Genomic DNA, 20,967 nt, shown 5'->3' on the forward strand with positions numbered 1-20,967 from the left:
GTTTCTCAGAAATTGGTTCCGGCTCAAGGTGAAATAGTCCGCAGTGCCAAATCTGTCGGGACTTGTTTTGGAATACCAGGTTAAAATTTTAAAATTTCTTTGGAGGAAAAAAAATGGAAAAATTGACGAAAGAGACTTTTAAAGAAAAAATTTTCAATTACGAAAACGACGGAGATATGGTTTTATTAAACCCTTTGCCTTGTATAATCGACTTTTACGCTGATTGGTGCGGTCCCTGCAAAATGGTTCACCCGATACTTGAAGAACTCTCCAGAGAGTATGATGGTAAAATCAACATTTATTCTGTCGACACGGAAGACCAACCTGAACTGGCATCGGTTTTCGGAATTCAGAGCATACCCAGCATTCTTTTTGTTCCCAAGGGTGAAAAACCCCAAATGGCTGTTGGAGCTCTGCCGAAAAAAACTTTCCATCAAGCTATTAAAGAAGTTCTCAAGGTAGATGCCGCTTAAAAAAGTTCTCGGAGTAGATCTTCACGGAACGTTGCTGGACAAGTTTTGGAAGATTGACTCCGGAATCGCCCTTAAAATTTCCAAAATTCTTTTCGATTTGAAAAGGGATTTCAGAATTTACGTCTGTTCAGGAAACGATCTAGAATTTGCCAAAGAACATATACCGGCTGAAATATTCGAGAACACCGACGGTTTGATTCTTGAGACAGGATGCGTTTACAGCGATGGAAAAACGGAAAAAATACTCGTTGAAGAAAAACTCGTAAAAGCCGCCAAAGATCTTGAGCTCAGGCTCAGAAGAGCCCAGCTAAAAGGGGTTAAGTATTTTGCCCGAAGACTCTGCACCGTGAGTCTGTTCACGCGGGATGAATTTTCAGGAGAAGACCCGGAGTGTGTTTTCGACCAAATCTGCGAATTTCTCGATAAAGAAGAGGAAAAACTTTTTTACGCGACGCATTCCGATGTCGCCGTTGATGTTGTCCCTGAGGGTTACGACAAATTCACGGGTTTGGAAACCGTAGCCCGGGGCCGTGAAGTTTTTGCCATCGCCGATTCTTACAACGATGTCACCCTTCTTGAAAAGTCTGATTATTCGTTCGCGCCCAAAAATCTTTCCCCAAAAGCATTGAGAATTCTAGAAGGCAGAAAAAAAATTTCTTTTCTGACGAAAACTCTGGAAAAAGGAGTACTTTACACAAGCGGAAAGTATTACGGAGATGGGGTGTCGGAAATCCTCGAAACCATTCTGCTCTATTCCAAAAATTCCTGAAGATTTTTTTTCATGGTTTTTTTACAGTATCCGTCTATAGTTTTAAAATACAGTTTGCCCGGAAAGAAGAAAAAATTTTTGTCTACAATGAAAGCCGAACGGGCTTCGTTTTTCACCACAAAGTCAAAAGGATTGATCTCTTTTCCCGATGAATCACAGACCAAACCACCCGCTTCTTTGTAAGCCAGTGTCGAGCATGACAAATCGAGGATGTCTATGTTTTTGCCGGCGTAAAAAGCATAAGGTGGTAGCTCCTTCAGGAGAGGATAAAATTCAGCCTTTTCGAATGAAGTGTTCAAGAGAAGCGCTAGAAATGTTCCTGTGAAACTTCCAGGGTTGAATGAGTTACGCTGCAGAAAATCATTGAGTTTTCTTCCCGATTCCCCCATTACAGTGCTTATTCTGCCGACATCGTTCTCGTTAAAAGCTTTATCTGAATTAATTCTGATTTCGGTATTATTGAAAAGTGTTTTTTTGCCTTTTCCGGTGATTATACAGGAATCTTCTCCTAAACAGGGAAAATGCATAATGCCGAAAAACGGATCAGTGTTTTTTAGGACGCACAGGGATACCGCCCAAAGTTTTGACTTTTTTGACCTATCTTTTGTCCAATCGGCGTAGTTCTTTGTTCCGTCTATGGGGTCAATCAGAAGAGTATATTTCTCGATTTTACACCAGCTTAAAAAGGCATTTTTTGGATAAAATGAAGAAATTTCTTCGGCTATAACGTCCATTTTTCCTGGGTACTCTTTTGAGATTTCACTGATAAGGTAGTCTTGAACTGCCAGATCAGCTTCCGTGACAACGGATTTTTCTTCGAAGAAAGATTTTTCTGCGTCAAGAGCCGTGTCCATGCTCTTTTGTTTTACTGAAAGGTTTTCCCCGTATTGAAGGGCAATCTTTCCGGCTTTTTTCACAATAGAAACTATTTTTTCCAATTCAGAAACTTGCATTTTAACTTTTCTTTCTTATAATTGTATTTTAACCTTGAAACAAGGCAAGAGATTTCTGTTTACACTAAATCATCTATGAGCGAAAAAAAAGTAAAAGTAGGAGACACAATCTGTGGCGAAAAGGGTATTTTCGTCATTGCCGGTCCTTGTGTGATAGAGGACGAAAAAATTGCTTTCAAAACAGCTGAAATTCTGAAACGGGCATGTTTCAATCTCGGGGTAGGGCTCATTTATAAATCGTCTTTTAGCAAGGACAACAGAAGTTCTTCCGAGAATTACAGAGGGCCGGGGCTGGAGAACGGCCTCCAAATTCTGAAAAAGGTAAGGGAGGAATTCGATGTCCCCGTTACTTCGGACATTCATTCCGCTGAACAGGCGCTTCCGGCCTCGGAAGTTTTGGACCTTTTGCAAATTCCGGCTTATCTATGCATGCAGACTTCGATCGTCGAAGCGGTCGCGAGAACCAGCAAACCAATGAACATAAAACACGGTCAATTCATAGCTCCGGAAAACATGAAATTCCCTGTGGAAAAAGCGCAAAACGCAGGAAATTACGAAATCATGCTGACCGAGAGAGGTTATACCTTTGGTTACAACGATTTGATCGTTGACCCGAGAAGTTTTTTCGAGTTGAACAAAATTGGATATCCTGTTATTTTTGATGTCACTCACAGCGTCAGGAGGTACGGTATTCCTAGCGCTAACCCGTTGGGGGGGAAAAGACAGTATATGCAAACCCTGGCGAGAGCCGCTACCGCTTCTGGTATCGACGGACTATTCGTTGAAGTCCATCCCAGCCCGGAAAAGGCTTTGTGCGATTCTTCGAGCCAGCTCAACGTGTTTGAATTTGAAGAATTTATCAAACCATTGATAGAAATACACAATTTGATTAAAGGCGGATTAAAATGAGAATTTTTCTTGACTCTGTAGATTTCAAAGAGATTGAAGATGCTTTCGGCTTGGGAATTTTAAAGGGGTTGACCACTACTCCAACTTTTATGCACAGAAAAGGAATAACTGATATAAACAGCGCGATAGTTAAACTTTCCGGCATGGTCCCTGAGCTTCACGTCGAAGCCCTTGGAAAAACAAGCGACGAGATAATAGAAAAAGCGCACGAACTTCTCTCTTTGCCACTGAGCAGAAAACCGGTTTTCAAGATACCAATTTCAAACCACTCCATAAAAGCTTGCACGAGGCTCGTATCCGAGGGCAATACGGTAAACATTCATCTGGTATACACTCTCAACCAAGGCTATTTGGCAATGGAAGCCGGAGCTTCTTATGTATGCCCTCTTGTGGGGAGGCTTCACGACCAGGGGCACGACGCTGTTAGCCTCGTCGCCGACCTCGTCGAAACAACCGAGAAATACGGATATGATACCCAAATAATGGTTTCGTCCGTCAGGCACGCTGAACACGTAAGGCAGGCTCTTCTAGCAGGGGCACACGTATGCACTGTGCCTTATTCGGTTCTCATGAGCCTCAGCGAAAATTCACTCACTTCAGCCGGGACGAGTAAATTTTACGAACATACCAAGTTGATGACTTTAAAAGTAAAAGACGTAATAAGGGATTACAATCCCATCTGCAAAAAATCCGACATGCTGGTAGATGCACTTGTGAAAATGACTGAATCGCGATTGGGAGCGATATCGGTTGTGGGTGAAGACGGAAAACTTCTCGGCATATTCACAGACGGCGACCTGAGAAGAATGATCAAGGAAAAGGATAAATCCGTAGTCAACTGTAAAATGTCCGATTTTAACTACACCAAACCCGCGACTATATCAGCTAATGCGTTGCTTTACGAAGCCGTCAACTTCTTTTCAACACATGAATTCGACAATCTCATAGTCGTGGAGAATGAACTGCCTGCGGGAATTCTTGACATACAAGATCTGGTCAAACTCGGACTCATAGGTTAAGAATCAAACCGGAGTCAGTTTAAAAACAGCAGATCTTCGTCCAAGACGCTGTCTGAAGGCATTTGGAAAAAGAAATTTTTATTTATCAGAGGTGAAATAAATTCAGCCCATCTGTCGAATCCTTCCTGGGACAGGTGAACTCCGTCGTATGAGTATTCCGTTTTCAGGTTTCCCGCGGAATCTTTGAATTCTGAATTGAGATCGACGTATCTAATGAAATAGAAAAATGATTTATTGTCGACAATTATTTTCAGCAAATTGTTAAGTGAATCTATGTGAGGATTTAAAGAGGAATAATTTCCGGAAGTTGGCAGAACACTCTGCACGTAGAGTTCTGCCATGGGAAAACTGTCGAATATAGCTTGTACAACCTCTTCGTACCCCAAAGCCAAATTTTGAACAGACCTTGAACCGATGTCATTGACCCCGATCATTAAGAATATTGACGCCGGGGCGAGATCATAACACGATTCTTTGAGCCTTTTGGACACTCCTGCGTAATCGCCTATGCCGATTTGGTCTCCGACTATTCCCCTGTTATAGATCAACATACCGGGAAAATACTTCTCCAGGTCAAAGCCCTGGGTTATTGAATTGCCTATGAAAACTATCCCTCCCGGGAAAGCGTTTTGGTTTTGGTCTCTGAATAACTCTAAACGGGCTTGGTAGTTTTCGTAAAAAGTTTCGTTGAAATATTTAACGTTGTTCTCGTCCACATAAAAACCCTCGATTGCTAACAAGGCGGTTAATAACCGTATTACTTGACAAGCCATTTTTTAACTTCTGGCGCGAGAGAGGCGAATTTTTTGGCGAGTTCGGATATTTGGGTTACGAGCTTTTTGTCAGAACCATTTTCTGCCCTGAAACGTTTGAAAGACAATTCCGAAGCGGTCTGTAAAAATTCCCCCAATTTCTTGTTTTCTTTTTTTCCTCCATTCTTCAGAGCTTTTAAACGAGCCGATGAACGCCTGTAAGTGGAGATTATCATTGACAAATTCTCTTTGCTTATAAGACCTGATGAAACTTCGGGGGAAAGGTACTTTTCTATCCGCTTTCCCTCTTTTTTATGTATTAGGGTCAAAACGACAAGCAGAAGCACGAGCCCACCGAAATTGAAGAAAAAGTCGACGAATATGGAGAGGCAATACGTATGAGGCACGAGAATTGTGCAGGTGTTGTGAAGGCTGTGCAAGAAAACAGCCGCAAACCATGAAGTCAAAACAACCAAAAAACCTTTGATTTTATTTCTCGACAAAAGAGCCCAGCCCCAAGCAAAGCCGATAATAGATGTCCAAAACGCGTGGTTGGAACCGAACAAAAAGCTTCTCAAAAAAACGTTGAAATATCCTTGGGCTATGCCGTTTTCAAGCGTTTTAATAAAGTACAAAACGTCTTCGGTGAGAGCAAATCCGAAGCCGCTCATCGCCCCGTAAATAGCGCCGTCGAGTTCGTCGTCTATGTTTTTTCTGAAAAATAAAAAAAGTAAAAAAAGAAAAATACCTTTGACGAATTCTTCTACGATCGGAGCTATGACGCTTACGGAAAAAAAAGATTGCGCCAGATCAGACTTTCCATTGAGCTGAAGAGGTTGGGAAAATATTATCTCCAAAATAATTGAAAAAACAACCGCGGGGATAAGTCCCCAAAAAAAAGCAAAAGCGAGAAGAGGAATAGGTTCCTTTTCGTATCTGTCAAACCACCTGAGAAAAATAACAAGGACGGCAGTTGAAAATATTATCCCAAGAAGGCCGAATAAAAAGTAAAGAATCATTTGCCCTTGAAAACAATGTTTTTGTGGAATCGCCAAACTACCAGCATGAACGATTATACACTCTATTCAAAGATTTTTGTATGGAAATCAAACAAAACAAGCAGGTTTTTATTGTCTCTAATACGTGATAATATCAATCAAAAAAATTATTTAGGAGCTGCACTTGACCCAAAAAATCAGCGAACTCAGTTTTTCAAAAAAGTTTTTATTTTTCACGCTTCTTTTTTTGGTTGTCGTCATAACTTATTCTCCATCTTTGTTCAACGGCCTCTGTTACGACGACATAACCCTGATTGAAAAAAACGCTCTTGTGAAAAATTTCGACATCCGAGGAATATTTTCAAAAGATCTTTTCAACATCACTCGAGGTGAATCGCCTTACTACAGACCTTTGATCCCTCTAGTATTCGCTATTGAAAATTTGATTTGGAGCACCAAGTGGGGTTTTTATCATTTAGACAATATTGTTCTGCACTTCTTGGCTTCACTTTTGGTTTACAAACTCGTGAAGAGAATATTGTCTTTAGACATGAAATCAAATAATTACAAACTTTTCAAAACAAAAAAGCCTAAAGATGAAAAGAGTGTTTTCTTCTGGTCTATCAGCTCAGCCTTTTTTTTCGCCCTTCATCCTGCGAACTCGCAAACTGTCTATTGGCTTTCCGCCAGAGGGGACCTTTTTGTGACATTGGCTGTTTTGACTGGTTGCGTTTGGATTGGAAAAAAAAGCAAATGGGCATATTTAATTTTGCCTGTGTCGTTTTTTCTGGCGTTATTCAGCAAAGAGACTGGTGTTCTGTTCTTGCTTGTGCTGGCCCTTTATTATTTTTTGTTTTTGAGAGATAAAATTACCGTTCAAAAAGTCCTGTTTTACGCTCTTTCAGTTTTACCGGTGTTTTTGTTGTATTTGTTTCTGAGAAAAATGGCGGTTTCCGTTTCGCCTTTCACACCGGTGGACGAAAGTTTTTGGACAAGAGATGACGGGTTGTTGAAGCTTTACATGACGATTCCGTCAATTTTGGGGTATTATGTTTTCAGAACCATATTCCCCTATTTTTTGAATTTCGAAACAGGAATAAACCTTTTCAGATCAGCTCTGGACGTGCAGTTTATTTTCGGACTTATCTGTGCCGTATTTTCTTTTGCCGCGCTGTATTTTTATAGAAAGAACAGACTTTTTTTATGGGGCTTTTTGTTTTGGTTTCTTCCCCTGCTGCCGGTTATGAATTTCATTCCGATGTTCGAATCAGGGATGGAACACTACCTTTACCTGCCTGTTGCGGGTTTATCGATTTTGCCGCTTTTTGTTTTCTTTAAGAGCAAATTGACAAAAGCGGTTTGGATTTTGTTGCTGATTTCTTTCTCATTGACTGTTTATTTGAGAGGTTCCGCGTGGAAAAACAACCTTACACTTTTCACGGATTCTTCGAAAAAGACGGGAGAAAATTGCAAACAAGGATGGATAAGATCGCGAAACAATCTCGGCACAGCGTATCTCGATTTGGCGATCGGCGGTTTTGATTTCGAAGTTAATGTTAAAAAAGCTGACTCGCTTTACAGCGAAATTACAGACGCTTATCCTGATTACGGGGGGGCTTATATAGGGAGGGGAGATGTTGCTTACGTTTCACTGGATTATCAGAAAGCCATACAGTTTTATTCCAGAGCTCTTGAAATATACCCGAGAAATTATTTTTTGATGAATAAACTGGGGATAGTCCATTCTTGTCTCGGGGACTATTCACAAGCCGAAAAGATGTTCGGGAATGCGCTGGAAATAAACCCCGGGTATGTTGATCCGAAAGTAAACCTCGCGAAGATATTTTTCATCAGAGGTCAAGTCCAAGCAGCTTCGGAACTTTTGGATGGCCTGCCTGAAACCCCTTCAACCGAGGGTTTGGTGAAGTCGTTGAAGCTATCGATATCCGCTTCGCAGGGTTTTATTGATCGAGACGCGGATTCTGAAGACCTCATAACGGCTGTTGAAATATTGGCAGAAGCGGGGATGTCAGAAGAAAAATTAGCTCTTGCTGAAGTCATCCACCAGAGATTTCCATCCGATTCCGACGCGCTCTATAACCTTTCACTGATTTACCTTTCGGATATGGAAGATTTCGAATCGGGTCTTGAAAAACTTCGACAAGGTGATTCGCAGTTTCCCGCAGACTACAGGTTTAAACGGGAACTCGCAGTCTTTTACGTTATCAGAGGCGACAGCGTCAGTGCGGCTTATTACTTTGGCAGAGTGCTCGAACTGAGCCCTGAGAATCCTGAAGCTGAAAGAATGAAGGATTTTATAGAAAAGGTAAAAAATTGATTTCGAGTTTCTACGGAGGTAATTGCGCTCGAAATTATTGACAACTGATATAATTTTTGTGCATGAAAGTGAAATATTCAAAGTCAGCAAATTAAAAGTTAAATGATTTGATCCGTGAAATCTCACGCGAATACAGGCGTCACAAGAAACGGATTATGCAAAGGTTCACAGGAATAAGGACACGAAATTTTAATAGGGATAGGTTGAGAATTGCATAAAGAGGTTCAAGTATGACAAGATTCTCGCATGCGATAACCCAGACTAATTCACTTAAACACCCCCCTTTTCAATTCTGACTGTTTTTGGATTTTTAACAAAAAATCAACCCCGCCGTTTTTTCTTTCCGCTCTGAATACTTCTGTGCGGTATCCCTTGTTTTTCAACTCCGAACAAAGATCAACGACTTCATCTGGGCTGAAACTGTGGCAGTAACGTCTTTCCTTCTCTCCATTCCAGCTCAAAAGAAAGTCGTTCCGGGAGTCTTCCAAAGGGGTCTTTTTGCCTTTTGAAATGTTTTCAAAGTTCCAGAGTGAGACGACAGCTAAACCCTCATGTTCGAGAATTTTGCAAAGAGAGACCAGAAAATCCAGTCTTCTTTCAGGAATATGGTGAAGCAAGCCCAAAGCGAGGACAATGTTGAAATATTCTTTGAAATTCCCTATGTAATCAGAGCTGATAGGCGATTTTTGAAAAGAAACGCCATTAGAGCTTTTGAAATTTTCACGGGCGATTCGAAGCATTTCTTCGCTTTGGTCTATTCCGAGATATTTGATCCTGTAATATGGAAATTTTTTCGAAAAATAATCCAAAAACCTGCCGTTACCGCATCCTAGATCGAGGATGGAAAGGCGCGTCTTTTTACTGCTAAAATCATCGAAAATCAGATTCCACGCCGGATCGCTGAAACGTCTTGAAAAAGAAAACGACATTGAATTCTCTTCGTAGAATTTTTTGTTTAAATCAGCGCAATTTTTTATTTCATCTGGCTTCATAAGAAAAACTTGACTGTCATGTTAAAATACTCGGATGACCATACAAAAATATCACGTAAATCTCGACGATTCAAATCTTTATTCAGCGGTTTTGTCCCTGAAAAACATGAAGAATCCCAAGGATACTGATGTGAGAAAAATACTGAGGAAATATCCAAAGCAAGGGCGAGGATTTTTTGCCAAAGCAGAGATCTTTAAACTTTACAGAAAACTGGCACTTGAAGGGAGCATAGAAAGAAACGCAGCCCTGGAGAAGATACTCGTCACGAAGCCAACCAGATCTTCATCCGGTATTTCCGCCGTCACTGTAATGACAAAACCTTTTCCGTGCCCTGGAAAGTGCCTGTTTTGCCCCGAAGAAAAGGGAATGCCAAAAAGTTATATATCGAGCGAGCCTGGATCGATGAGGGCGAAACAAAGCAATTTTGACCCTCATGGGCAGGTTTTGAGCCGACTCACCGCATTAAGCGAGACGGGGCACAACACCGGAAAATCAGAGATTATTGTACTTGGGGGCAGTTTCAGTTCTTATGAGAAGAGATACAGAATAGATTTCACGACAGGAATTTATGAAGCCCTTAACGAATTCAAGACCAATGAGGGGTTGCAAGAATCCCATGCTAATGAGCAAAACAAGCTCCGAGGCTCAATGGATTCTCTTGTTTCGGTTCAGAAAGAGAATGAAAATTCACCGACGAGGTGCGTGGGACTCTCTTTTGAGACGAGGGTCGACCTTATAGACAGAGACGAAACTGTTTTTATGAGAAGGCTAGGCGCCACAAAAATCCAGATAGGCGTCCAGTCTCTCGACGAGGATGTTTTAGCCCAGAACAGAGTAGGTTTCAAAACCAAAGACATAACCAGGGCATTCTCCTTTTTGAGGGGAGCTGGTTTCAAGATTCAGGCGCACGTAATGGTCAATCTGCTGGGGTCAAATCCGCAAAAAGACATAATGACGTACAAAAATCTTTTCCAAAGTCCTCTATGCCCGGACGAAGTCAAAATATACCCTGTCGCGGTTGTTTATAACAGCCCACTTTATTCGAAATACGCAAGGGGTGAATACACTTACTATAAACAGAGGGATCTCCTTGATACTCTTTCGAAAATGCTGTGCGCGACTCCAAACTACTGCCGAGTTAACAGAATAGTCAGGGATATACCAAAAAACTGCACGGTGGGGGATTCACCTCCCAACAATTTAAGGGAAAAGGTTGAAGAGATTTTAAGGGACTCCGGCAGAAACGACTTGAATATAAGGAACCGCGAAATTAGAAGGAATAAAATTTTCGGAGAAATAAAAATTAATGTCACCTCTTATTTCAGCGGCGTTTTTGAGGAAAAATTCATCGAGTGCGTCGACGGAAAAAATAAATTGACGGGTTTTCTAAGGCTTTCTCTGGTTCCCGATGCTTGTCGCCAAATCTCAGAAAACCAAGGATTCACTTTAGATGAATTGAAAAATTCGGCGGTGATTAGAGAACTTCATGTCTATGGGGAGCCTGCTCAAATAGGAGAATACGATTTTTCAAAGAGTCAACACCGGGGGATTGGAAAGATGCTTGTCAGGGCAGCTCGCAGAATTTCCAAGGAGAGAGGGTACAGGGTTTTATCTGTTATTTCATCCGTAGGTACGAGGAATTACTACCGAGGGATTGGATTCAAAGACGGAGATATGTATCAGCATATGCCCATTTGATTTGCGATGCGGAGGCTTTTTTTCTTGTTTTGATAGTATACTTTGTTTTGAGAGGATAATATAATTTTTGGTTTCACTGGAGGATAGTTGCTGGATATTCTTTTGAGGATGGTTCCGTTTTTCGCGTCATTTTTTTTGGGCTTCGCTGCCAAGAGCTTGAAAATAATTGAAGAGAAAGACGCGAGAACGCTTTTAAAAATATTTTTTTATTTTATATTCCCTTTTCTCGCCTTTAGAATACTACATGATGTCGAGATCAGCTCGAATCAGATCCTGCTGCCTTTTGTATCCTTTACGATTTTGATCTCTCTTTTTTTCGTTTCAGTTTTTTTGTCTAAAGTTATTTTGTCTAAAAAAATCAAAAGAAGCGAATCCGTCGCTTTTATACTTGCAGTCTCTATTATGAACACGAGTTTTATAATGCCTTTCGTAAACGAATTCGCCGGAGAAAAGGGCTTGACTTCACTCATGATTTTCGACATAGGCAACATGGTTGTCATTGCAACCTTTCTTTTCGCGTTTTCAAGCTATTCGGCGACGAGATCTTTTGGCAGGACAGCCGTCAATTTGATGCTCTCCCCACCAATTTGGGCTGTTTTATCCGCTTTTATCTTCAACTTTTTCAACATCAAGTCTCCTGCGGTATTGGATCAGACACTTTTGTTTCTCGAAAAACCGGCTTTCCCCATGGTGCTTTTTTCTCTCGGCGCTCTTCTAGATTTTAAAATTTTATTGAGTAAAACTGCCGTCAGTGCCGTAGCGATGAGGATGATTTTGGGTTTCGCTATTGGATTTGCGGTCATCAATGCAATAGATCTTCAGTGGGCGGAGAAATTTGTAGTGATAATGGCAGCATCATCTCCCTGCGGTTTCAATTCTGTGGTTTATTCTTCTCTTCATGGACACGATGCCAAAACTGCGGCGGCATCAGTGTCCTTATCGCTCTTGTTGAGCTTAATGAGCCTGCCCGTTCTGGTTTATATTTTCACTAAATAAGCCATCCCTCCAAGAAGGGGGACTAAAGAGGGATGGCAAATCTTCTCTTTGCTGAGAAGATTGAAAATGGTACAGGAAAAATAATATCAGATCCATGATAGAATTCAACGGTGTTTGCAAGGAAAGGATCTGAAAATATTTTTGACATGTTTTAACTGGAGCTGTTTTCTTTTCAGGCGAACGTTTGAACTGAAGTTTTTGTTTTTTTATTGCAGATTTGAACTTGAGAAATGCCTCTTTTGATAGGCCTGTATAAAAAAAAGTTTTCTTTTTGACAAAGAAGAGCATTATAATCGCAGGAAATTTAACCAGCAGGAAAAAATGCGATTTCACAGAAACGACGATCTGCTCGAAAAAGAGTCGAGAAAATACACAACTGTTGAACTGATTACAAGAGTATTTCCTTTCATCAAACCTTTCCTGGGTCAATTTTTCGCAGCGACTCTGCTGCTTTTGATAGTCACGACGTGCAACTTAGCGGCTCCTTTAATTTTGAAGGAGGTGGTCGATAAAGCGATACCCGATAAAAATGTATCTGAAGTATTGGTTTTAGCCCTGCTTTTCACCGCTGTATTCGTGTTTTCGGTTCTTGTCTCCTATTCTCAGATCATGATGATGACAAAAATCGGTCTTTCGATAATAAGAGATTTAAAGGCAAAATTATTTGATCATTTGATGACTTTGTCCATGTATTATTACGATGAAAATCCTACAGGAAAACTGATGGCTCGCGTGGAAAGCGACACAGAGCGTGTGAGAATGCTATTCAGCGATGTCTCCATGTCTCTTGTCGCGAATATGCTTATGTTCACTGGAACTGTTTTCATCATGATGAAAACAAATTTGAAATTGACTCTGATGGTCATGGTTTTTCTTCTGCCCGTGGCTTTCACTACATATTTTTTTCTTAACCTCACGAGAAAACTTACGTCCAGAGTAAGGTCGAGCTTCGCGAGAATGACTGCTTTTATAACCGAGTACGTAAGGGCTGTTCAGATACTTCAGATATTCAAAGCAACTGAAATGGCTCAGGAGAAAATGCATGAAGTCGGTAAAGATTTTCTGAGAAAAGAGGTTAAAGCGTACACCGTTGAATATGTTTATTGGAGTTTCATTGGCGCGTGTGAAATTTTGGTTGTGATAATTATTTTGATCGGAGGTAAAAGCGGCCTTTCGACAGGTGTAATAACAATTGGAACCGTAATCCTTTTTGTCGAATACACGAGAAGACTTTTTATGCCTCTTGTCCAGTTTTCGGAGACTCTAAACCAAGTTCAGAGGGCTTTTGCCTCGGCTGACAGAATATTCTCAATACTCGACACAAAGACAAAGACTCCCGACGGCGTCCTCGGCATGGATGATTTTCCCGAAAACTGGAGAGAACTCGCTTTTGAAAACGTCTGGTTTAAATACAAAGAAGAGTGGGTTTTAAAAGGGGTCAGTTTTACGATCCCCAAAGGAGCCATGTGGGCTATTGTGGGAGCGAGCGGAAGCGGGAAAACGACGCTGATAAGCCTTTTAATGAGGTATTACGAACCGACACACGGTTCGATTAAAATCGGCGGGGTTGACATTAGGAATTTTAAATTGGAAGTCTGGAGGTCAAAAATCGGACTTGTCCTGCAAAACGTAAGCCTTTTTTCAGGGACACTTTCTGAAAATCTTACGGTTTTCAACCCCGAGATTTCAAATCACGCCCAATTAAAAGCACTGGATAAAGTTCACGCCCGTGAAATCGTCGAAAAGTTTCCCAATGGAATAGAAGAGGAAATAAGCGAAGGAGGACTCAACATCTCGATGGGTGAAAGGCAATTGCTCTGTTTTGCCAGGGCGGTCTTGTACAACCCTCCAATTCTTGTCCTCGACGAAGCGACTTCTTCGGTGGATCCCGGGACCGAAAAAAAGATACAGGAAGCTACGAGCATCTTGACAGAAGGAAGAACTTCAATAGTTGTCGCTCACAGGCTGAGCACAATTACCAACGCCAAAAAGATCATTGTGCTCCAAAAAGGAGAGATTGTCGAAGAAGGAGACCACCAAGCACTGTTGAAATCCGAAGGCATATACGCGAGTCTTTACAGGCTGCAAGAAGGTGAAATCATATATGATTAAATATTTTGTCTGGATCTCTCGTTTTTGGATAATGCACAAGCTTCATATAGCCTTTTTGTTTATTTTCACAATAGTGTCCAGCGTTGTCGCCTTATCTTTTCCGCTGGTTTTCAAATTTCTTCTCGACGAGATAGAAAGCGCGTTGTCGGGGACATCCATGAGCATCGATTTCAGAAACACGCTTTTGTTTCTCGCCGCACTAGCGTTGGCGAAATTCGTCGCCGGTCTGTATCCGGGCGCGAGAGCTTGGCTTAATTCCAAAATCGGTTTGAACGTCAGGGACACCGTTTTTAGAAATATGTTGATAAAGGATCACAATTTTTTCAACAGATTCAGGCCTGGCGATCTCGCGACGAGGTTGACAGATGACATAGTCGAGCACCCGAGGATAGCTTGGTTCAGCTGCTCGGCGGTTTTCAGGGCTCTGGAATCTTCTTCAAAACTGGTTTTTTGTCTCGCGGTGATGTTTTACATGAACAGACAACTGACCCTCATTGCCATTTCTCCTCTTCCCTTAATGCTTTATTTATTCTATGTCGTTCAGAGCAGACTCGGCAGGGAAGTCATGGAAAACAGAAAAGCGACGAGTCGAACAAACGACCTTTTAGACAGCACTTTTGCAGGGATTTCAATCATAAAAGCGTACAGAGCTGAAAAAGGTCAGAAAAAGAGGCTTAAAACCCTTTTGGACAGAAGGTTGAAAATTGACCTCAGGATAACGAAGTACATGATGATTGTCCATTCCGCGTATAACGTACTCGGACAAATCGGCAAAGTGATTGTAATGTTTGTGGGAGGAATATTTGTTGTCAGAGGCGCTATCGGAATCGGTGAGTTTTACGCTTTTTACGTCTATCTCGACATGATCCTCGCACCTATGATGGATATACCTAACCTTTTCGTGACATCGAAGCAAGCTTTTGTCTCGATAGACAGAGAAAACGAAATACTCGATTTTCCGGTTGTGGAAAAGCACACGGGTTCAAAAATTTTAAACACAGTGGATGGTGTCTGCTTTGAAAACGCGGGTTTTGTCTACGAGAACGGCAAAGGCGTCAGCTCAGTCAGTTTTTCGGCTTCGAAAGGGCAGATAATATCTGTTGTCGGAGAAATCGGAAGTGGAAAGAGCACCCTACTCAAAATGGCATCCACGCTACTGCCTGTATGTCATGGGGGATATTTTATAAACGGCTTAAGGGTTGAAGAGTTTACGAGAGAATCATTTCTTTCAAAATTAGGATATGTCCCTCAAGAATCAACCCTATTCAGCGAAAGTATTGGCGAGAATGTCAGGATAGGAAGAAACATAGCAAATGACGAGGTACTGGAATCCCTCTCGGCAGTGAGGATTACTTCAGATGAAATCCTGGGAGGCGCTTATGCTAAATTGCAGCAAGCCGGGGTCGGGGTCAGTGGGGGGCAAAAACAAAGGATCGCGATAGCGAGAGCAATAGCCGGGAACCCCTCGATAATCCTTTTCGACGACTGCACCTCAGCTCTTGATTCAAAAAACGAAGAGTCTCTCTGGAGATATTTAAAAAGCGCTTTTACCGGTTCGATTATTATTGTAGTAAGCCATAGGTTGGCGACAATAAAACAGTCGGATAAGGTGGTTTTCATTCACAGGGGAAAGCAGCTCGCTTTCGAAAAGCATGAAGAGCTTATGAAAACGAGCGGCCTTTACAGAATTATTCTCGCCTCGGAGGCAAAATAAAAAATTTCTATTCGAGCACTGTGAACCTGAAGGAAGAATCAAAATCTCCGTAACTTATTTTCATTAGATACACTCCTGACCCAAAATCGTCCAGATGCAGCGCATAAGAATTTTCACCTTCTGTGAGCTGAATGGTCTGAGCGGGAATGACTGTTCTCCCTGATAGGTCGAATATCCTGACTTCAGCACCGCTTGTTGTCATTGAGCAAAGAAACTTCAGAACAGGGTTGAATCTCGTCACAATAAACGAAGTGACCTGAAGGTTCAGGGGATTTTCATAAATTTCTTCGACAGGATTGTGCGCCAGACCTATGTCCACTATTATTGTGTCAACTACTGTTAAATCGTATGGAATTTCCTGGGGCAAAAGATACCAACCGTTGTAAGTGCCTCCCCAGCCCATGTTCAAGTGGTAGTAATCATTTGTGTTGTAGCCGTCTATTACGAAATTGTGCCCTGCTGTGAGAGTGGAAGTGAGTGCGGCGATATGCGCGGGTTTTCCGTCTTTCATGTTTTGCGAGAGCCTTTCATAAAGACTGTCGGAGAGAGTGTCAAGGGGATGGCAGTCGGTGTATCCGAATTTTATGTAGGCTTGATAAGCTTGAGTTGCACCGAAAGTTCCTGAGATGTTGTAGGTGTAGACTTGTCTCATCGCGGCTCCGCAAGCCCAGGTCAGAGCGACTTTGTCCTGGTTTGTCACCTGAATATCATTGTTGTAGTGGCTCTCAAGGGTGTCCAAGTACACGTTGAGTTGAGACCAGGATGGGAAACCTCTTGAAGACCAGTCGTCGTCAATCCAATAATTTCTTCCTCCGTATGAATGATAGTAGTCGTCCGAATCGGAAAAATGGGTCGAATGAATGCTCTCCTGAAAGTTGACTATCATGCCCATTGCGACAGCGGGACACCCTGCGACGCATCTGGTCCCGCCTTGAACAGGGTCAGTTGGGCACATATCGTTGTAAGGTGAGTTCTGAGTCCAGTTTGATTCAAGCCAGCCTCCCGTAGGCGTGGACCCGGAAGGGGGCCATTGTTCGAAATCCGGGGATAGACGTCCTTCGAGTAAACCTATTCTCCATGATTTGAAACGTTCTCTTACATGTCCTGGTATCATTTCCAAGCAGGATATTTTTTTCTCAATGTCGTATTTTACCAAGTCGAAAAGAGGGTTCGAGTTTTCTTCTCCTATTCTGCATCCATTTTCGTAAGAATAGGCAAGTATAGGGAAAAGTCGGTCTTCGGCTGGAACTATCATGTAACCGGTCGGCTTCAATTCAAACACATACGCGAGAGTCTGATCGTTTAAATCCGACTCGAGAACGTATGATGTGTCAATGACTCTTGAGTCAGTCATATCATCTTGTGACATTTTAAACAGAACAAGGGATTCGGCTGAATTTTGGTCCACAAAACCCGCAATGAGATTTGCGGCGGAAAACAAAAAGAGAATAACGGCTGCGATCTTTGAGGAGAAGAGATAAAGTTTCATTTAACAATCCTTTCGACTCTTAAGGGGAGAGTCTGCGGCCATTCAGAGAGTGTGTTTATTTCATCGCCTATGTAGGCGACTCTTTCGGAGGGGGAGGGGTGGGATCCATAATGAGCATCCGTGCCGTTGTCAAGTTTTTGAACTATATTAACTAGTTCTTCTGGATTGTAACCAGCGACAGTCATGAGATGGACAGCGTAAATATCCGCTTGTTTTTCCTGTTCTTTACTGTAGGCGCTTTCAAACACATTAACGATTTCATCGGTTATGGTCGAAAATATGCTCTCTACTGATATGTCCATTATTTCATGAACAAACCAATCGGGTAGTTTGTCGAGGGCTTGTTGTGCTTTTGCTCTGCCGATGTCGCCACCGTATTTTTCCGCTAGTTTGATGAGTGAAATCAACTTGTTTTTGTCGCTAATTGAATTCACTGCGTCTTTATGTACCACGTGTCCGATTTCATGGGCGAGGATACCAGCTATCTGATCTTCGTTTTCGCAGGCGTCTATCATGCCCTTCGTTATGAAAATAAAACCTCCAGGGGTGGCAATTGCGTTTTTCTTCGGAGAATCGATGACTATGAAAACATATCCGGAAAACAAGTCCGTTCTGTCTGAATACACCGCGAGAGCTTGACCGATTTCGCTGACGTATTTTTGCTGTTCCGGGATGCCCGTCAAAGCGTTGGAATAGTTGTTTAGAATGTTCGCTGCGCATGATCTACCCAGGTAGTATTCCTGCTCAGGGGTGTAGCCTTCCGCGAAAACATTAATAGCTTCTACGATGTCGCTTGCTATTGAAAGGTAATCATTCAGGGGCGTCTCAACTGGTATGTCCACGGGAAAACTCGGGAATGCCGATAAAACGGAAGATATAAAAAACAAAGAAAAGACGGTGAATTTCATGTTGTTCCTCCTTTTTCACGGAGCGTAAGCGCCAACGCCGCCTGCTTGCATCCACTGGTCCCATTCAGCGCCGTATTTTTTGTCGAAAGAGTAAAAGTTCCAGCCATGTTCCAGGGAATTTAGAAGGTCAAAACTGCTTATGAGTTCATTGTGTTCATTGATGTATTCCGCTTCGACTTCAGGGTTGAAGTTTTTTATAGCCGCTGCGACTTCTTCGTTCGTCGCCCTTTGGTCGCCGCTGTAAACGGCATTGTTGTAGTTTTCAGCCCTTTTCTGAGCCTCTTGTCTTCTCTGTTGAAAAGTGGTGGTGTCTCCAGCCATCAGAGATAAAGGCAGAAGGACCAAAAACAAAGACGCCAATAATTGGTTTTTTTTCAACGTTTGCCTCCTTTTATTTTTGGGTGAATTCATACGCTCCCGTCCAATCCTGTGGTGGCGGATTTGCGATGAAATTTTCGCATCTTTTGAGCATTACCCGAGACGGGCCGTCTCCGGGATACAATGACAGTATTTTGTCGAATAGAGCAGACGCCCCGGTAAAATCCTTGGCAAAGTACGATCTCAGGGCATCCTCGTAAAGAGTTACCGCAGAGCTCTGTTCTCGTTTGAAAGAGCCTTTCCTTCCAATAAGTTCGAAAATTCCGACTGGTTCGGCTTTTCCTTTGACTTTTATCAGGTCGACTTTTCTCGTCTCGAAATCGTTTTCAACGGCTTCTTTTGTTGTGTGTGAGATCATGATTTCTGTTCCATAAAACTTATTTATGCCTTCCAGGCGTGAAGCTAGATTTACAGAGTCTCCAATTATTGTATAATCCATTCTTTTGTCGGATCCGAAATTTCCAACGACCATAAAACCGGTGTTCAGTCCCATACGCATTTTCATGGGCGGTTTACCTTCCTTCTCCCATTTCGTTCTCATTTCAGAAAGTTTTTCTTGCATTTCCAAAGAACAATGACATGCTTTTTGAGCGTGATCTTTCAGATCGAGAGGCGCGCCCCAGAAAGCGATTATCGCGTCTCCTTCGAATTTGTCAACGATTCCTTCGTGCCGTGAAATTATCGAGCACATTGCGGAAAGATATTCGTTTAAAAGCGCTGACACGGCTTCAGGGGACATGGTCTCTGAAATACTCGTAAAACCTGCGATGTCGGAAAAAAAGGCCGTCATGAATCTCCTTTCTCCTCCGAGTTTGAGCTTATCTGGGTTCTGCAGCAATTCGTTGACTACTTTGTTGGAAAGATAGTAACCGAAAGCGTTTCGGACAAAGTTTTTTTCTTTGACTTCACGAAAAAAAGCTATGAGGGTTCCAGAGATATATGAAAAAGTCAAAGACAGGGGCACGGAAGAGAAGTCTAAGAAAGTTTTGCGGAAAACGTAAAAAGAGGAAACTATGGCGGCGTATAGGAAAAGAGAGAATAAAAAAATTGACAAACTCTTTTGAATTTTGAATTGAAATCCGATGATAGAACCTGTCAGAGACATAATGGATATCAGGATGAAAACCAGGATAGGGTCGTAGTTGGCTTTGAGAAACCCTCCAGTCATTAAATTGTCGAGAATTGAAGCGTGTATAAAAACTCCTCCGTCTTTTTCTCCAAAGGGATTCGGTCTTATGTCGTACAAACCAGGCGCTGTGCCGGCAACAATGACGATTTTGTCTTTAAATGCGTTGGGAGAGATATAATTCTTTTCAAAGTTTGATATTGCGCTTTCAACTGATGAAAACTCGCTTTCCTTGATCGAGGAAATCACCTCGTCGTCGATTTCCTCAAACATCTGCTCTATAGAGTCATAGGTGAATCCGTATATGTCGTTTAGGTGTTTGTTAAAGAGGGCGAAATCAACGCCGGAGATCTCTTTTCCCTCATTTATTGACTGTTTTAATATGTCGTAAGCTTCAAATAGTCCGAGGTAATTCTGGTATTCAAGGTATAGTTCTTGAATCTGTCCTGAAGAATAGAAAGACGCTGATTTCAAAACAGCCGCAACAGTATAATTCTCGTAAGACCTGTACATTTCACCTTTAAAATTCACAAGAACTTCGCCGTTTTCATCAAGATGTATAACCCTTTTGGAGTTCTCGGAAAAAATGAACAAACGGTCTTGGTCCAAGACGATTGAATCGGCTCCATTTGTCAGCAGAAATGCAGCAAGAGAGATATGGGGGTAATAGCTTCCGTTGATTTTGAATAAAATTGGAGATTTTCTGTAAATACCGTCTTTGTCTGGAGTAATATTGACTCCTCCGGACATGAAGACACTTTTGGATATTATCTCCAACGGGGGTTGCGAATAATCGTAGTCGGTGAAATTCACGGAACTATCTTTAAGCGAAAGGGTGATTTTTTCTAAATTTTCGTTGGATGAATCTGAAAAAAAATTCTTGTGCTTGGAAGCCATAAAAGCGACTACGACTTTGCCGGATCTCGACGCGGCGAGAGAAAATACTGAATCATCCGAAGATCCATACACCGAAGGTTCTGTGTAGAGAACGTCGAGTATTATCGCTCGTGCTCCTCCGGCGCTCAGGTAATCAATAAGATCCGCCGTCATTTTTCGCGGCCATGGCCAATAGATTCCGTCTTCAGCCATTATGTCCAGGGATTTCTGGTCGATAAAAAAGAAAACTATGCTTTTTTCAGGTTTGCCCGAAGAGAAGAGGAAAACAGTTCTTCTTATGTCAGAAGAGAAAAGTTCCAGCTCGGAAAAGAACCCTAAATAAAAGAGTGTGTAAAATATCAAAACCCAGAAAAAACCAATTCCGGCAGGAATTATTATTTTTTGTTTCAATGTCATCAGGTTAAAATGTTTCGATTCGGAAAATTATAGAGCTCTTTTTGATATT

The 20,967-nt window shown here is 41.9% G+C and carries 17 protein-coding genes; 9 read left to right on the forward strand and 8 right to left on the reverse strand.

The window, feature by feature from the left end; translation table 11 throughout:
• The first annotated feature begins 113 nt into the window (after positions 1 to 113).
• Both trxA and JXA84_00060 read left to right on the forward strand, forming a co-directional pair.
• Positions 114 to 473: a thioredoxin gene (gene trxA, locus JXA84_00055; protein MBN1149595.1), complete on the forward strand. Its 360-nt coding sequence runs from the start codon at positions 114 to 116 to the stop codon at positions 471 to 473.
• Positions 463 to 1,242, forward strand: a complete 780-nt coding sequence (locus tag JXA84_00060; protein ID MBN1149596.1) for an HAD hydrolase family protein — start codon at positions 463 to 465, stop codon at positions 1,240 to 1,242. The genes trxA and JXA84_00060 overlap by 11 nt, the downstream gene beginning before the upstream one ends.
• Here the strand turns inward: JXA84_00060 and JXA84_00065 are convergent.
• Entirely contained in the window at positions 1,224 to 2,180 is a 957-nt protein-coding gene (locus JXA84_00065) for a hypothetical protein (protein ID MBN1149597.1), read from the reverse strand. The genes JXA84_00060 and JXA84_00065 overlap by 19 nt on opposite strands.
• A gap of 90 nt (positions 2,181 to 2,270) precedes the next feature.
• On the opposite strand from JXA84_00065, the gene kdsA reads away from it, so the two are divergent.
• Both kdsA and JXA84_00075 read left to right on the forward strand, forming a co-directional pair.
• Entirely contained in the window at positions 2,271 to 3,104 is an 834-nt protein-coding gene (gene kdsA / locus JXA84_00070) for a 3-deoxy-8-phosphooctulonate synthase (protein ID MBN1149598.1), read from the forward strand.
• Positions 3,101 to 4,123, forward strand: a complete 1,023-nt coding sequence (locus JXA84_00075; protein MBN1149599.1) for a CBS domain-containing protein — start codon at positions 3,101 to 3,103, stop codon at positions 4,121 to 4,123. Before kdsA ends, JXA84_00075 begins: the two co-directional genes overlap by 4 nt.
• A gap of 14 nt (positions 4,124 to 4,137) precedes the next feature.
• Here the strand turns inward: JXA84_00075 and JXA84_00080 are convergent, their stop codons facing one another.
• Both JXA84_00080 and JXA84_00085 read right to left on the reverse strand, forming a co-directional pair.
• A complete protein-coding gene (locus JXA84_00080; protein ID MBN1149600.1) occupies positions 4,138 to 4,863 on the reverse strand; it encodes a hypothetical protein in 726 nt (241 codons plus the stop codon).
• A gap of 17 nt (positions 4,864 to 4,880) precedes the next feature.
• Positions 4,881 to 5,894 (reverse strand): PrsW family intramembrane metalloprotease, encoded by a 1,014-nt coding sequence (locus JXA84_00085; GenBank protein ID MBN1149601.1) that lies wholly within the window; start codon positions 5,892 to 5,894, stop codon positions 4,881 to 4,883.
• Between the two features lie 163 nt (positions 5,895 to 6,057).
• Between JXA84_00085 and JXA84_00090 the strand changes: the two genes are divergently transcribed.
• A complete protein-coding gene (locus JXA84_00090; GenBank protein MBN1149602.1) occupies positions 6,058 to 8,211 on the forward strand; it encodes a tetratricopeptide repeat protein in 2,154 nt (717 codons plus the stop codon).
• Positions 8,212 to 8,477: 266 nt separating this feature from the next.
• On the opposite strand, the gene JXA84_00095 is transcribed toward JXA84_00090, so the two are convergent.
• Entirely contained in the window at positions 8,478 to 9,203 is a 726-nt protein-coding gene (locus tag JXA84_00095) for a methyltransferase domain-containing protein (protein ID MBN1149603.1), read from the reverse strand.
• Between the two features lie 34 nt (positions 9,204 to 9,237).
• On the opposite strand from JXA84_00095, the gene JXA84_00100 reads away from it, so the two are divergent.
• The 4 genes from JXA84_00100 to JXA84_00115 all read left to right on the forward strand — a co-directional run bounded on the left by JXA84_00100 (position 9,238) and on the right by JXA84_00115 (position 15,724).
• The gene (locus tag JXA84_00100) at positions 9,238 to 10,902 is read left to right on the forward strand and encodes a tRNA uridine(34) 5-carboxymethylaminomethyl modification radical SAM/GNAT enzyme Elp3 (protein MBN1149604.1); all 1,665 of its coding nucleotides are present in this window, start codon (positions 9,238 to 9,240) and stop codon (positions 10,900 to 10,902) included.
• Positions 10,903 to 10,989: 87 nt separating this feature from the next.
• Positions 10,990 to 11,898, forward strand: coding sequence for an AEC family transporter (locus JXA84_00105; protein ID MBN1149605.1), 909 nt, complete (start codon positions 10,990 to 10,992; stop codon positions 11,896 to 11,898).
• Between the two features lie 321 nt (positions 11,899 to 12,219).
• The gene (locus JXA84_00110; protein ID MBN1149606.1) at positions 12,220 to 14,010 is read left to right on the forward strand and encodes an ABC transporter ATP-binding protein; all 1,791 of its coding nucleotides are present in this window, start codon (positions 12,220 to 12,222) and stop codon (positions 14,008 to 14,010) included.
• A 31-nt stretch (positions 14,011 to 14,041) separates the two neighbouring features.
• Entirely contained in the window at positions 14,042 to 15,724 is a 1,683-nt protein-coding gene (locus JXA84_00115; GenBank protein ID MBN1149607.1) for an ABC transporter ATP-binding protein, read from the forward strand.
• A 7-nt stretch (positions 15,725 to 15,731) separates the two neighbouring features.
• Here the strand turns inward: JXA84_00115 and JXA84_00120 are convergent, their stop codons facing one another.
• The 4 genes from JXA84_00120 to JXA84_00135 are packed head-to-tail and all read right to left on the reverse strand — an operon-like array spanning position 15,732 to position 20,918.
• Entirely contained in the window at positions 15,732 to 17,213 is a 1,482-nt protein-coding gene (locus tag JXA84_00120; GenBank protein ID MBN1149608.1) for a C10 family peptidase, read from the reverse strand.
• On the reverse strand, positions 17,210 to 18,121 hold the full coding sequence (locus JXA84_00125; protein MBN1149609.1) for a M48 family metalloprotease: 912 nt from the start codon (positions 18,119 to 18,121) through the stop codon (positions 17,210 to 17,212). The genes JXA84_00120 and JXA84_00125 overlap by 4 nt, the downstream gene beginning before the upstream one ends.
• A 15-nt stretch (positions 18,122 to 18,136) precedes the next feature.
• Positions 18,137 to 18,499: a hypothetical protein gene (locus tag JXA84_00130; protein MBN1149610.1), complete on the reverse strand. Its 363-nt coding sequence runs from the start codon at positions 18,497 to 18,499 to the stop codon at positions 18,137 to 18,139.
• 13 nt (positions 18,500 to 18,512) lie between these two features.
• Positions 18,513 to 20,918 carry a CHASE2 domain-containing protein gene (locus JXA84_00135; protein MBN1149611.1) on the reverse strand — a complete coding sequence of 802 codons (2,406 nt, stop codon included), beginning with the start codon at positions 20,916 to 20,918 and terminating at the stop codon, positions 18,513 to 18,515.
• Positions 20,919 to 20,967 lie beyond the last annotated feature (49 nt).

It is taken from the genome of candidate division WOR-3 bacterium (genome assembly GCA_016926475.1).
In the GTDB taxonomy this organism is placed as follows: Bacteria; SDB-A; SDB-A; order SDB-A; family SDB-A; genus JAFGIG01.